Genomic DNA, 13,706 nt, shown 5'->3' on the forward strand with positions numbered 1-13,706 from the left:
ATATTATGCATTAGAGTCGGCCGACGACAAGGGCGGCGGAAGCCGAAGGCGCCGGAATTTCCGGCGTCCGGCCGTCGCCTTGCCCCAAGGGCGCGCAGCTGGGTCGGCGTTCTACTCCACGTCCTCGACCTGAACCGGCCCGCCGCCCTCTACGCGCTGGGCGAGAGACGCCTGCATGAAATCGTCAAGCTCGCCGTCGAGCACTTCGTCGGGCGTGCCCGACGTGTGACCCGTGCGCAGATCTTTGACGAGTTGGTAGGGCTGCAGCACGTAGGAGCGGATCTGGTGTCCCCAGCCGATGTCGGTCTTGGCGGCGGCCACGGCGTTGGCTTCGGCTTCCCGGCGCTCGAGCTCCTTCTCGTAGAGCCTGGCGCGCAGCATGTTCCAGGCCGTGGCTCGATTCTTGTGCTGGGAGCGCTCGGCTTGGCACGCGACGACAATGCCGGACGGAATATGGGTGATTCGGATCGCCGAGTCGGTCGTGTTGACGTGCTGGCCGCCCGCGCCCGACGACCGATAAGTGTCGATGCGGCAATCGCTCTCGTTGACCTCTATGTCTATCCTGTCGTCGACGACCGGATAGACCCAAACCGAGGCGAAGCTCGTGTGCCGGCGCGCGTTGGAGTCGAAAGGCGAGATGCGCACGAGCCGATGCACGCCCGATTCAGTCTTGGCCCAGCCATAGGCGTTGTGGCCTTTGATAAGGAGCGTTCCGGACTTCAATCCGGCTTCGTCTCCCGCCGTCTCCTCGATGATTTCGACCTTGAATTTCTTGCGTTCCGCCCAGCGCGCATACATTCGGAAAAGCATCCGCGCCCAGTCGCAGGATTCGGTGCCGCCCGCGCCCGAATGCACCTCGAGATAGGCGTCGTTGGCGTCGGCCTCGCCGGAGAGCAACGCCTCCAATTGCAGGCGCTTGGCCTCGGCGAGCAGTGCTTTGAGCGCGGCGACGCCTTCACTCTCGGTCGCCTCGTCGCCTTCCGCCTCGCCGAGCTCGACGAGCGTCAGGGCGTCGTCGAGCTCGCTCTCGAGCTTCTTTTGCGCGCCGAGCCGCTCCTCGAGCTCGCTGCGCTCGCGCATGATCTTCTGCGCGTCCTCGGCGTCGTTCCAGAGATTGGGGTCTTCGATGCGCGCGTTCAGCTCGCCGAGACGACGTGTCGCCGTATCGACGTCAAAGATGCCTCCTCAGCAGTCCCATGGACTGCTCGATCTCTTCTTTCAACGCCAGCGGTTCAGCGCGCATCGATTCTTTCCGTTCGGATTGGAGGTTGTGAACCTAGGGACGCGCAGCGCGCTTGTAAAGAGACGGTTCGGTTGGAAAGCGTAAGCGCGCGCGAACGCCGCTTTCACTTTTGCGTCAGGCGCACTAGATTGACTCTCGCGGCGCTGCGGGGTGCGTGTAGGACAATTTCCCCGGGGCCTTATCGATCTCCTTGGGAGCTGTCCCTGGCCTCGCCCGTGGGCTTGGCCACATGGCGCCCACCTACGTTGTAGGTTCCCGGGATCGACGTCCCACGGCTTTCGCGGCCCGCACCCTCTCCCAATCCATGGTTCTCTTGGCGGCTCGGCGCGCGTGCTCGCGGCGCGGGCTTTCGTCTCTTCTTTTTTGAAATGTGGTCCAAGCAAAAAGAAACCGCCCGCGTCAGGGACGCGGGCGGCGAGATAACCGGTTTCGTCTGATCGCCGATCAGGCGAGCAGCGCGACGCCTTCCTTGCCGACCAGCGCATGGATGCGGCCGAGGATCTGCAGCACGACGCCGAACACGCCCAGCGCCATCCAGCCGAAGAACACGAAGCCCCAATGCAGCGGAGCAACGAACAGCTCTTCCATGAACCAGAAGGTGTGGCCCCACTCGTTCAGGCCAACGTTCGGGATGATCATGAACGGACCAATCGCCACGATCAGGAACGCCAGCGAGTAGCCATGAGCAAAATACGGAATGCGGGTCTTCGCATAGAAGAACGCGCCAACCGCGATCACCGAGTAAATCGGGTAGCTCATGTAGAACTCGATGATGTGCGACGGCGTGAAGTCCGTGTCGCGAATCACCGTCATGTGCCACGTGCCGTCCTGCTCCGTGAAGAAGGACGCGCCCCAGTAAATGGCGATGCCGTAAACCGTCAGCCATTGAACCAGAACCACGAGACGGCGCATCTCCTCGCGAGGAGCCACGGCGTCAACGTTGCGGTCGCGGGTCTTCCAGAGGTAGCCCGCAAGGCCGATGCCCGACACGAGCTCCAGCGGGATCTCCGTCCAAAGGATCGACAGCCAGTACGTCTGGAACTCCGGAGCGAACGAGTCGAGACCCGCGCGCCAGCCGTAGATCTGCTCATAGATGCGAACGATCAGATAAAACACGTTCAGCACCGCAAGGCCGATCCACATTCCCTTCAGATCGACGATGGTGTCTGTGCCAGCGGCTGCGCCAGCAGCCGTGCTTGTTGTCGAACTCATGCTTGGTCTCCCATTCTGAACCCAGGGCTTTGACCCTTGGGCTTAATGCACACTGACTTCTCGCAGCGGGAAAGTCATGTGACTTGGTCGCCACTTTAAATGCAAAATGCGTCCTGGGCTATAAAGTTTTGTGCTGCAGCGCAATAAGGCCCGGGGAGCGTCCCCGGGCCTTCTCGCAACTCTTTCTTTTCACGTCGGCATTAGGCCGGCTGCGGCTCGGCGCCGCCTAATCCGGTCTCGCCGCGATTCGGCGAGGAGGGCACCGAACCGCGGGGTTGGGCGGGGGACGGCGGCTGGTCCTCCCGCGTCGGAACCTTGCCCTCGAGGAGGCCCTTGAGCTCTTCGCCGGTCAGGGTCTCGAATTCGAGCAGCGCGTTGGCGATCACGTCGAGCTGTCGGCGTTTCTCGGTCAGAATGCGTTTCGCCGACTCATAGCCCTCCGACACGAGGCGGCGCACCTCGGCGTCGATCGTCTGCTGAGTCGCCTCCGACAAGGTGACCTGCCGGCCGAGCGAATAGCCGAGAAACTGCTCCTGCTGAGGATCCGCATAGGCCACCGTGCCGAGCTCGTCGGAGAATCCGAACTGCGTCACCATCGACCGAGCCACTCGAGTGCACATCTGGATGTCGCTCGCGGCGCCCGAAGTGACATTATCGTGTCCGAACACGAGCTCCTCGGCGACGCGCCCCCCCATTCCCATTGCGAGCATCGCGACGAGCTGCTCGTAGCTTTGCGAGATCTCGTCGCGCTCGGGCAGCGACTGCACCATGCCAAGCGCGCGGCCGCGTGGGATTATCGTCGCCTTGTGGATCGGCACGGAGCCTTTCATGTTCAAGGACACCAGCGCATGCCCGCCTTCGTGATAGGCGGTGAGGCGCTTCTCCTCATCCGTCATCATCAGCGTGCGCCGCTCCGCGCCCATCAGGATCTTGTCGCGCGAGTCCTCAAACTCGGCCTTGGTCACGATGCGCTTCGAACGCCGCGCCGCGAGCAGCGCCGCCTCATTGACGAGATTCATCAGATCCGCGCCCGAAAAGCCGGGCGTGCCGCGCGCCACCACCTTCAGATCCACGTCCGGCGCCAAAGGCACCTTGCGCGCATGAACCTTCAGGATCTTCTCGCGGCCGATGAAGTCCGGATTCGGCACGTTGATCTGACGGTCGAAGCGGCCCGGACGCATCAGCGCCGGATCGAGCACGTCCGGACGGTTCGTCGCGGCGATCAGGATGATGCCTTCATTGGCTTCGAAGCCGTCCATCTCCACGAGCAGCTGATTGAGCGTCTGCTCGCGCTCGTCATTGCCGCCGCCAAGCCCCGCGCCGCGATGGCGGCCCACCGCGTCGATCTCGTCGACGAAGATGATGCAGGGCGCGTTCTTCTTGGCCTGCTCGAACATGTCGCGCACGCGCGAGGCGCCGACGCCCACGAACATCTCGACGAAGTCCGAGCCCGAGATCGTGAAGAAGGGGACATTCGCCTCGCCCGCAATGGCGCGCGCGAGCAGCGTCTTGCCGGTGCCGGGCGGACCGACGAGCAGCACGCCGCGCGGAATGCGGCCGCCGAGCCGCTGGAATTTCTGCGGATCGCGCAGGAACTCGACGATCTCCTGCAAATCCTCCTTGGCCTCGTCGACGCCGGCGACGTCCTCAAAGGTCACGCGGCCCTGCGACTCGGTCAGAAGCTTCGCCTTCGACTTGCCAAAGCCCATGGCCCGGCCGCCCATGCCGCCCTGCATCTGACGCGAAAGGAAGATCCAGACGCCCAGAAAGGCCAGAAGCGGCAGACCGTTCACGAGGAGGGTCATCATCCAGCCGCCGCCCTCGCCCAGAGGGCGGGCGCTGATCTGCACGTTCTTGCTTTGCAGCCGCTGCACGAGACTGGGATCATTCGGCGCAAAGGTCTGGAACGGCCGGTTGTCGGCGAAATGACCGGTGATCTCGTTGCCCGAAATCGTCACGTCATGAACCCGACCCTGATCGATCTGGGTCAAAAGCTCACTAAACGTGATGTCGCGGATCGAGGAGCGTTGGCTGGGCTCGTGGAAGAGTAGGACAAGGGCTGCGACGAGCAGACCGATGATTGTCCACAGGGCGATGTTGCGAATTTGCGGGTTCATGGCGCGCCTGACATTGATTGCGCATCGTCCGAGGCTGAGCCCGGCGACGCTTCGATTGATGTTAAACTAGGCGCGCAAGCCACGCTTGCCAAGTGAGCGGGGCGGCATGGGCGCGCAGAGCCAGAGCAGAAACCCGGCTCATTAAAGAAAAAGGCTGTTTTTTCGCGCGTTGCAAACAAGCTTCTGATCAAAAGATCACGGTCGTCCCGCGCAGAACGGGTTAACGTTAATTAATGTTGTGTCAAAAGCGCGACGATCGTCATTGAGAGGCCATCCGAGCCCGGGGGATGAAATGCGCGTCAAGCTCGTCTGCCTGCATGGAAATTTCAAAATCGCCTATCATTACGTTGTTACATGTGTCGGCTGCGTGGCGGCGCCGGGCGAAAGCTCAGGAAATCCTCGTCAACATCGATCAGCGCGCCCGCGAGTGTCATGCGCGCCGCTTCGCGTCTCGCCAGAGCGCCTGCGACGCGTTGCGATGCGCGCTCGAGCCGATCCAAGCGCGGGGCCAAGCCAAAATGGGCGACCTGCCTCTCGATGAGACGCATCAGAAGCTCGTCCGGCGCTCCCCGCAGCGCCTCGGCTTTGAAGCGCGCCGGCGCCGCGTCGCCTTCAATACGCGCGCCGGCCTCCACCTCCGCGGCGCAATGTCGCAGCGCCGCTTCGGCCCGCGCCGCGCGGCGGCCCAGGCGCAGCAGCGCGTCCCGATCGAGCCCCTCTGCGGCGAGCGTCGCCGCGAGCGAGCGAAGGCGTCCGCGTGCGAAGCGCGGGTCGAGGTTGCTCGGATCGGTGACGTAAGCCCGGCCGGCCTCGGCGCAGATCGCCTCGAGCGCCGCCTTGGGCGCCTCCAGAAGGGGGCGTAGGAGCCGGACGCTTTTCGACGCGCGCTGCGAGCGAGCAGAGTGGACCAGGAGCGTCGATACGGCGCTCATGCCGGCGAGCCCGGCGCCGCCGCTTCCCCGGCAAAGCCTGAAAAGGATCGTTTCCGCCTGATCGTCGGCATGGTGCGCCGTGACGATCGCGCAGCGCGGGTCGATTTCGGCGGCGCAGTCGGCCAGCAGCGCATAGCGCATTTCTCGCGCGCGCTCCTGGAGCCGCGTCGAGGGCTTTTCGCCGGCCCAGAGGAGCAGCCGATGCTCGAAACCGAGCGCTTGGGCCTCCCCGCCCACGAAAAGGGCTTCCTCGCGGGAAGCTGCGCGCAGGCCATGGTCTACCGTCGCGACGACGATGCGGACCCTTGCGCGCAGCGACCAGGCGGCTGCGAGCAGCATCAACGCGATGGAGTCGGGTCCTCCCGAGACCGCGAGCAGCAGGGCCGTTTCTTCGGCGAGCGGCGCGAGCAGCGCGTCCGCCGAAGTCAGGCTCAGCATTGGTGCTTTTTGATCTCACGCACCGCCGATTCACGCACTCGGGCCGGAGACTGCGGATAGCTCGCGCCGATGTCGGCGAAGGACTGGCAGGCCTCCTCATGGGCGCCGATCTCGGCCAGCGACTGACCCAGACGGAGCAGCGCTTCCGGCGTTTGCGCCGACTGCGGGTGCTTCTTTTTGATGTCCAGGAATTTTTCAGCCGCCTCCCGGAAGCGGGAGCGCAGGAAGAAGCTCTCTCCGAGGCCAAAGGTCGCCGCCGGGACATATTTGCTCTTTGGATATTTCGCGAGAAATGCCGTCAGCGCGCGCTCGGCGGCTTCATATTGCTGCTGCTGCATCAAAGCCGCGGCTTGCTCGTATTCCTCCTTCATCGACGCAGGCGAGGCTTCCGCCGCCGGCCGCGTCGCGGACGGAGCACCCTGCAAGCCGGGCGGGGTCAGGTCCATCGGCGCGCCCGGGTCGCGTGAGCCCGTTCGCGCCGTATCGCTCGGGGTCAGCGGGGCCGAAGGCGTCGTTTGGCCGAGCGGCCGCGGGGCGCCTGCGGCGGTAGGGTTGGCGGCGGGGTCGAAGGCGTCGCGCGATCCGCCGACGGGGGCAGTCTGCGGCCGGCCTGCGACGGGGGCAGAGGCGGGGGCGGGAAGGGCTGCGGACTCCGGGCGCGCGCGGAGTTGCTCTTCGAGCCCCTGAACCTGATGCTGGAGTTCCTCGATCTGCCCCGTAGCCTTGCGCAGCTCGCGCTCGAGTCGATCGACGCGGTTGATGAGAACAGAATCCCGATCGGGGCCGGCCGGTTCGCCGACGTCATAACCATCGGGCGCAGACCGGTTCAGATATTGCGCCTCGGTTGCGCGCGGAGCGGCGATGACGCCGACGAAGACGAGGAGTATTGCGCCAATGGCGCGGGGGATGAGCATGGCGGGATCGCATCGGTTCGAGCGCGGCGACGCGCGGAGAAAGCCTGGGCGAGCATAAGCGACGTTTCGGCCAAAGTGAGGCGCGCCGCTCGCCTCTCCGGCTTTCGCATGGAGGCTGTGGCCAGCTCCATCGCGGGGCGGAGGTTGTTGCATATTGTCGCAAAGCGTGATTGGCGCGGAGCGCGGCAGTAGCTTTAAAGTGCGCGTGGGTGACGCTTTCCTGCGCTTGAGCGGGCCCAGAGGCGGGAAGCCTGGAAGCAGAACCTGGCCGGTTAAAGCGGCGGAGAGGGGTGAGGGCTCGGCGTCCCGTTTGGGCCCACCGTCCCAAATCGGATCGCCGGCGCAATCTTCAAGCAGACCATGACGTCACCCATGCCTTCTTCTCGCCATCGCCAGACGACCCTCGCCCAGAGGGTGACGCTTGTGGGGACCGGCGCCCATACGGGTCGCCCTTGCCGCATGTTCCTGCTGCCAACTGACGCCTCGAGCGGAATCGCTTTCTCGCGGCTCGACTCCGAGGAGCTTATTCCCGCGAGCTGGCGCCAGGTTCGCGATACGCGGCTGCGCGTCGAAGTCGGCGCGAGCGGCGCGCGCGTGTCTACCGTGGAGCATGTGACGGCGGCGCTGTCAGGCCTCGGCGTCGATAATGCGCTCATCGAGGTTGACGGCCCCGAGGCCCCGGCGTTGGACGGCTCGGCCCACCGGATCGTCGAGGCCGTTCTGGAGGCCGGCGTGAGCCGGCTCGCCGCGCCGCGAAGAGCGTTGCGAATCCTTCGCAGAGTCCGCGTCGAGGCGGGGGCCGCCTGGGCGGAGCTTGCGCCGATCGCCGCGCCTCGGCTCGAGATTGACGTCGAGATCGACTTTCCCGCCCCGATCGGCCGGCAGCGCGTGAGGCGCCGGCTCTCGCCGGGCGTTTTCGTTCGGGAACTTTGCTGGGCCCGCAGCTTTGGCTTCCTGGGAGACGCAGAGAGGCTCTGGCGCGAGGGATTGGCGCTCGGCGCCACGCTCGACAACAGCGTCGTCTTTGCGAAGGGGAGGGTGCTCAACCCCGGCGGATTGCGCCGGTTTGACGAGCCTGCGCGGCATAAGGCGCTCGACGCCTTGGGCGATCTCGCGCTTGCCGGGGCGCCAATCCTGGGCCGCTTCCGGTCCTATCGCAGCGGTCACGCGCTCAATGTCGCGCTCGTCAAAAAGTTGATGACGACCCACGGAGCCTTCGCGATGGAAGAGGGAGCGAGCGCAGCCCGGGAATGCCGGGCGGAAGAGCGCGTCCTCTCGCCATAATGTCGCCCGAACAAGCAGGTCTCTAGGATAGGCGTCTCGCTTTGGGCCCCGCCGGGCTTCAAGGCGGAGGTGCGATTCGCAAAATGCCGCGAGAGGCCGTCAGCATGAATGCAATCCTTCGCAGTTTGGGCGCGTTAGCCCCGAGCGTGGCGCTGCTGCTGGTCGCGCAGACCGGCTTCGCGCGCGCCGACATCTCGGACCTTTTTGATCCCGTCACCAATCTTTTCGGGTCGAGCAGCAAATACAAGACGGAAATTACGCCCGACATCCCGGCTGACGAGCTTTATGACGAAGGTCTCGCCAAGCTCAAGGCTAAGGATTACGAGAACGCGGCGAAGAAGTTCCAGGAAGTGGAGAAGCGATTCCCATTTTCGCAATGGGCGCGCAAAGGGCTTCTCATGACGACATACGCCCAGTACGAGAAGCCGGCCTACGATGATGCGATCCAGTCGGCTAAGCGCTATATTGAACTCTATCCGAAGTCGGCTGATACGCCGTATGTGTACTATTTGACCGGAATGTCTTACTATAATCAGATCACCAGCGTGATGCAGGATCAGTCGAATTCGGAGAAAGCCTATCAGGCCTTCTCGGCTCTCGTCGAGAAATTTCCCACCTCTGAATATGCGGCCGACGCCAAGCTCAAGATCAATATCGCGCGTGACCAGCTCGCCGCCAAAGAGATGCAGATCGGCCGTTTCTATCTGACCCGCAAGAATTACCCGGCTGCGGTGAATCGCTATCACGCCGTGCTCGGAAAGTTTCAGACGACCCGCTACGCTGAAGAGGCGCTCTACCGGCTGACCGAGGCCTATCTGTCGATGGGAATTACCCCCGAAGCCGAGACCGCGGCGGCCGTGCTGGGCCACAACTACCCCGATTCACAGTGGTATACGGATGCTGTGTCGCTGTTGAAAACGGGCGGCCTCGCGCCGCAGGAACATAACGAGAGCTGGATCTCGAAGCTTTCGAAGACCTTTAGATCCGAAAAAACCGAGCAACGGGGCGTCGCCCCTCTCACTGCCGCGACCGGCCATTAGCGAGGCCGATCGGGTGGGCCATGCGCAATCAGGGGGCGTTCGCAGATCCGTTTTTTCGGAAAGGCGCTCGCCGCGGCGCGGATTGGCCTGAGGGCAAGCCTGCCCTCTGTTCTCGTCGAGGGAGCTGGCGCCTCATCGCCGCTTTGAGGAGCGGCAAGAGATCGTTCCGGCGGAAACGCATTGGAGATCGCGGCGGATATCGCCGTTCGACAGGCTGGCGGACTCGATATGGCGACTGATGCTGGGCTGCTCGAGCAGGCGCTAGGCAAGAGCGAGCTGCGCTTTCGCACGCTCCTCAGCGCGGTCAGCGCGTTCACGTGGTCCTGCCCTTCGTCCGGCCTGCAGATCGAGCCGCAGCCGGAGTGGATGGCGTTCACGGGGCAGACGTCGGAGCAAATGCTCGGCCTCGGCTGGGCAAAAGCCGTGCATCCGGAGGACCTCGTCGCAGCGGCGTCGGGCTGGCGCGCGGCGGTTGCTCGCGGCGAGCCTTATGCCGGCGAGCATCGCGTCCGCCGTCACGACGGCGAGTGGCGTTGGATGAACGTTCGGGCCGCGCCGATCCGCGATGCGAGCGGCGAGGTCGCCGAATGGTTCGGCATGTGCATCGACATCACCGAACAAAAACAGGCGGCGGACGCCTTGCGCGAGAGCGAGGAACGGTTGCGGCTGTTCGTGGACAACAGTCCGACGGTCGCCTGGATGAAAGACGCAGACGGCCGATATGTTTACCGCAACCGAGCGATCGAACGACGGTTTGGCGGTCAGGTCGCGGATTTTCTCGGGAAGACGGACGCCGAGCTATGGCCGCCGGATGTCGCGGCGGAATTTCGCAAGAATGATTTGGCGGTGCTCGCGACTGGCCGGACGATCGCGATCGTTGAGGAAACGCGTGAGCCGGACCAAGAGCCCAGTTGTTGGCTCAACACCAAATTTCCTTTCCGCGACAAGGCGGGCAAACGATATGTGGGCGGGATAGGACTGGACATAACCGAGCGCAAGAAGATGGAGGCCGCGCTACGCGCGAGCGAGCGGCGGTTTCGCGCCATCTTCAATCAGCAGTTCGAACATAGCTGCCTCGTGGATCCGGAGGGCCGCATCCTCGAAATGAGCGATTCGGTCATGCGCGGCGCGGCCGCAGAAACCGAGGTCCTCGTGGGCCAGCGCTTCCTGGATGCTCCATGGTGGCGAGACACGCCGGAGATGCGCGAGCGCTGGCGGCGCCAGTTCGAGGAGGCGCAGGCGCAGCCCGGCGCTTCGCGAGGCGAGATCGAGTATCGAGCGGAAGACGGCGAGCGAGGCTATATTCTCAGCGCCGTGACGGCGCTGCGCGACGAGCGGGGAGCGCTCGAAGGCTTTCTCGTCGAAGGCCTCGACATCACCGAATGCAAGCTGACCGAGAATGCGCTGGGCGAGACAGAAGGCCATTTGCGGCTGGCGCTCGACGCGTCTCGGGCCGGAAGCTGGGCGTGGGACGCCAAGAGCAGCACGTCAACTTGGGATGAGCGCTTTCGCGAACTTTATGATTTCCCGCCCGGCTCGCCGAGCCGCTTCCATGAATGGATCGAGCGCTTGCATCCAGAGGATCGTCTCCACATCCTCTCTCGGATCGAGGAGCTGCGCAGCGCATCCGGCGACGATCAGTGGAACGAGGAGTTCCGCAGCATATCTTCCGATGGCCGCGTGCGCTGGCATCAGAACCTGGGCCGGGCGCAACGCAACGCCGCCGGCGCGCTCGACAAGGTCGTCGGCATCGATCTCGACGTCACCGCGCGCAAGCAAGCGGAGGAAGCGCTGCGCGAGGCCGATCGGCGCAAGGATGAATTTCTCGCGACGCTGGCGCATGAGCTGCGCAACCCGCTCGCGCCCGTGCGCAATGGCTTGGACGCCTTACGCAGGATCGGCGCGCCTACGCCGGCCGCCGATCGCCTGCTCGTCATGATGGAGGGACAGGTCGACCACCTTGTGCGTTTGGTGAACGATCTCATGGACATTTCCCGAATCAGCCTCGGAAAATTCGAGCTCCAGAAGCAGCGCATGGACCTCGCGGCCGCCGTGGCCCAAGCCGTCGACATGAGCAGACACCTCGTTGAAGCGGGAAACCTCGACCTCCGCCTGAAGCTGCCCCGCGAGCCGGCGCCCGTCCATGGCGACGCGGTGCGGTTGACGCAAGTCTTCTCCAATTTGCTGAGCAACGCGGCAAGACACACGATGCAGGAAGGGCGCATCCAAGTCTCTCTCGAACGAGCGGGAGACGTGGCGGTCGTCAGCGTCGCCGACACAGGCGTGGGCATCCCGGAAGAGTTCTTGCCCTATATTTTCGAGCCTTTTGTTCAGGGAGGCAAAGGCGGGCGACCCGATCAGGGGCTGGGAGTCGGGCTGGCGCTTGTTCACTCGATCACGCAGATGCATGGCGGCACGGTCGAAGCGAAGAGCGGCGCGGAGGGGCTCGGCAGCACATTCGTCGTGCGTTTGCCTCTGCTGGAGCCCGCAAGGACGCAAGCGCCCGCGCCCCAAACCGCTTCGGGGCCTCTAACGACGTCGCCGCGCCTTCTCGTGATCGACGATATGCCACAGGTGGCTGAAGCTCTCGCTTTCTTGCTCAACGTGTTAGGCGCAAACGTTCGCGTTGCTCGCAGTGGCGCGGAAGGGCTCGAAGCCTGCGCCGAGTTTGAGCCCGAGCTGGTGCTTCTGGATCTCTCAATGCCGCATATGGATGGCTTCGAGACCGCCCGCCGAATGAGAGAGTCGCCCGTCGGAAGAAGAGCGAAGCTCGTCGCCTTGACTGGCTCGGGTGAGGACCACATGCGCGCGCGAACGCGGGAGGCCGGTTTTGACGGTCATTTGGTCAAGCCTGCTTCTCTCTCGCAACTTGAAGAGCTGCTTGCTTCCGTGAGCCGGCCCAGGACGCCGACGCCGGCTTCGAATTGATCGAATGATTCAGGAATTCCGCCAGAAACCAGCGTGATCTAGGCGGATCGCGCCAGGCTTGCGTCGTTCAGCGCAAGCGAGACGTACAGCAAATTATCTTCCTGACGCGTCGTCATCGGAAGTCCGCAACGTCGAAACACGCTCAACATCGGGGCGTTATTGCAGAGCACTTCCGCCTCTAGGCTGTGCAGGCCTTTCGCTATCGCGATTCGGACAAGATGGCGCATGAGCGCCGCGCCGACGCCGCGACCCTGGAAATCCTGCTCGACCGTGAAGGCCACTTCCGCATCACGCTGGGCGGCTCCGGGGTTGACGACGAAACAACTGACGCCGCCGATGACGGCCTCGTCTTGTCCTTCGCCGATCGTCGCGAGCAAGGCGATCGCGTTCTCGAAGTCGGCTCCCGTGATGCGGGCGACATCCTCGTCGGTGAGTTTATCTTTTTGGGAGAGGAAGCGCATATAGCGCGTTCTGGAATCCAGCAGGGAAAACGCGCGCCGTATTTTCGGCCCGTCGGCTGGGCGTGCGGCGCGAATGGTAATTTTCTGGCCGTCGTTCAGTCTTTCCACGCAGGCGTAATGTCTCAGGCTGTTAGGCATTTGCCGAACCTCGTGGTCAGCGCCCGAGCGCGCCCCGTTGCCGTCGCGGTGACATTTTAGATTATTCTATGAAAATTAGATCATTCTATGAAAAGCGCTTGACGCGCGGGAGTCAAAAATCTCCGCGTCAGCATAACACATTGAACAAACGACGCATCATCCGTGCGAACCCGTCGGCGAACTCCACGCCCTTACTTGACCGACGCCGGTAATCTGCCTGCCCGACAGGACTTGCTCGCGAGAATCGCTCAAACGCAGACAAGGTGATCGATTCCAAAATTTCAGAGCGCGATGCGCGCGACAAACCGGTTTCCGCATTTTCGCAACGCGCTCTAAGTAGAACTCACTAAGTATAACAGCTAATAGTTTTCCGTGATGCAAGAGTTATTGCGTCGGCGTGACAAACATGCGACGATATGGAGCGATATTCGAATAGAAGCGTTCTCTGTGGGAAGATTGCCTTTGCCAAAGCCAGAGCTTGCGCGCGACTGCGATGCGCGGCCAATCACGGTGTGGGCCGCCTATAGATTTGCTCGTGATAAAGGATAGGGAGCAAGGAGAGAGATGCTTAGATCATATTTTGTCTTAGATTCAACGCTCTCGGAGGAGCATCAGCGCGTAATGGATCAGATCGCGTTTATCGAGCGTGTGGCGGCTGAACCGCGTTTTGACGCGCATCGGATGGTCGTAGCGCTGTGGGAGCTTCTGGAGGTGACGAATCAACACTTTGCGCATGAAGAGAAAGCCATGGTCGATGACGCCTTTCCGCGACTGGCTCTGCATCGCCGTGATCACGAATATTTGCTGAAAGCCCTGCGCGATTATATAGCGGCGTTCGTCGACAACACTGAAAGGCCGTCCGCGAGCTTTTGCGACAATCTTCGAAGCTGGATCGGCTTCCATTGCCGGCGCTATGACGAAGATTATTCGCGCTTCAGCGATTGGAGGCGGGCAAGCGGCTCGCGAGCGTGAAGGCCGCAGCGATCGGAAAAACTCGCT

The 13,706-nt window shown here is 63.3% G+C and carries 10 protein-coding genes and 1 other RNA gene; 5 read left to right on the forward strand and 6 right to left on the reverse strand.

From position 1 onward, the window contains the following. Positions 1-111: 111 nt before the first annotated feature. Positions 112-1,243, reverse strand: a protein-coding gene (prfB, locus tag QMG80_RS05375; RefSeq protein ID WP_102938093.1) for a peptide chain release factor 2 whose coding sequence is annotated in 2 segments (ribosomal slippage) — positions 112-1,173 and positions 1,175-1,243 — 1,131 coding nt in all. Because the reading frame shifts where the segments join, the coding sequence is not laid out codon by codon here. Positions 1,244-1,380: 137 nt separating this feature from the next. Between prfB and ssrS the strand changes: the two genes are divergently transcribed. Continuing rightward, positions 1,381-1,533, forward strand: a non-coding RNA gene (gene ssrS / locus QMG80_RS05380) — 6S RNA. A gap of 154 nt (positions 1,534-1,687) precedes the next feature. Here ssrS and amoC read toward each other — a convergent pair. From amoC to ybgF, 4 genes are all read right to left on the reverse strand, one after another. Beyond that, positions 1,688-2,455 carry a bacterial ammonia monooxygenase, subunit AmoC gene (amoC, locus tag QMG80_RS05385; protein ID WP_085771887.1) on the reverse strand — a complete coding sequence of 256 codons (768 nt, stop codon included), beginning with the start codon at positions 2,453-2,455 and terminating at the stop codon, positions 1,688-1,690. A 200-nt stretch (positions 2,456-2,655) separates the two neighbouring features. Beyond that, complete coding sequence (ftsH, locus tag QMG80_RS05390; protein WP_085771888.1) at positions 2,656-4,572, reverse strand: ATP-dependent zinc metalloprotease FtsH; 1,917 nt, start codon at positions 4,570-4,572, stop codon at positions 2,656-2,658. A 350-nt stretch (positions 4,573-4,922) separates the two neighbouring features. Next, positions 4,923-5,942, reverse strand: coding sequence for a tRNA lysidine(34) synthetase TilS (gene tilS, locus QMG80_RS05395; RefSeq protein WP_085771889.1), 1,020 nt, complete (start codon positions 5,940-5,942; stop codon positions 4,923-4,925). Beyond that, on the reverse strand, positions 5,936-6,856 hold the full coding sequence (gene ybgF, locus QMG80_RS05400; RefSeq protein ID WP_158658737.1) for a tol-pal system protein YbgF: 921 nt from the start codon (positions 6,854-6,856) through the stop codon (positions 5,936-5,938). Before ybgF ends, tilS begins: the two co-directional genes overlap by 7 nt. 372 nt (positions 6,857-7,228) lie before the next feature. Between ybgF and lpxC the strand changes: the two genes are divergently transcribed. The 3 genes from lpxC to QMG80_RS05415 all read left to right on the forward strand — a co-directional run bounded on the left by lpxC (position 7,229) and on the right by QMG80_RS05415 (position 12,108). Then, positions 7,229-8,140 carry a UDP-3-O-acyl-N-acetylglucosamine deacetylase gene (gene lpxC, locus QMG80_RS05405; RefSeq protein WP_085771891.1) on the forward strand — a complete coding sequence of 304 codons (912 nt, stop codon included), beginning with the start codon at positions 7,229-7,231 and terminating at the stop codon, positions 8,138-8,140. A 104-nt stretch (positions 8,141-8,244) separates the two neighbouring features. Then, positions 8,245-9,180, forward strand: coding sequence for an outer membrane protein assembly factor BamD (locus QMG80_RS05410; RefSeq protein ID WP_085773693.1), 936 nt, complete (start codon positions 8,245-8,247; stop codon positions 9,178-9,180). 228 nt (positions 9,181-9,408) lie between these two features. After that, the gene (locus QMG80_RS05415; protein ID WP_158658738.1) at positions 9,409-12,108 is read left to right on the forward strand and encodes a PAS domain-containing hybrid sensor histidine kinase/response regulator; all 2,700 of its coding nucleotides are present in this window, start codon (positions 9,409-9,411) and stop codon (positions 12,106-12,108) included. Between the two features lie 38 nt (positions 12,109-12,146). On the opposite strand, the gene QMG80_RS05420 is transcribed toward QMG80_RS05415, so the two are convergent. Next, the gene (locus QMG80_RS05420; RefSeq protein ID WP_085771893.1) at positions 12,147-12,707 is read right to left on the reverse strand and encodes a GNAT family N-acetyltransferase; all 561 of its coding nucleotides are present in this window, start codon (positions 12,705-12,707) and stop codon (positions 12,147-12,149) included. A gap of 621 nt (positions 12,708-13,328) precedes the next feature. Here QMG80_RS05420 and QMG80_RS21670 point away from each other — a divergent pair. Further along, positions 13,329-13,679, forward strand: coding sequence for a hemerythrin family protein (locus tag QMG80_RS21670; protein ID WP_158658739.1), 351 nt, complete (start codon positions 13,329-13,331; stop codon positions 13,677-13,679). Positions 13,680-13,706: the final 27 nt, after the last annotated feature.

Source organism: Methylocystis bryophila, from assembly GCF_027925445.1.
GTDB classification, from domain to species: domain Bacteria; phylum Pseudomonadota; class Alphaproteobacteria; order Rhizobiales; family Beijerinckiaceae; genus Methylocystis; species Methylocystis bryophila.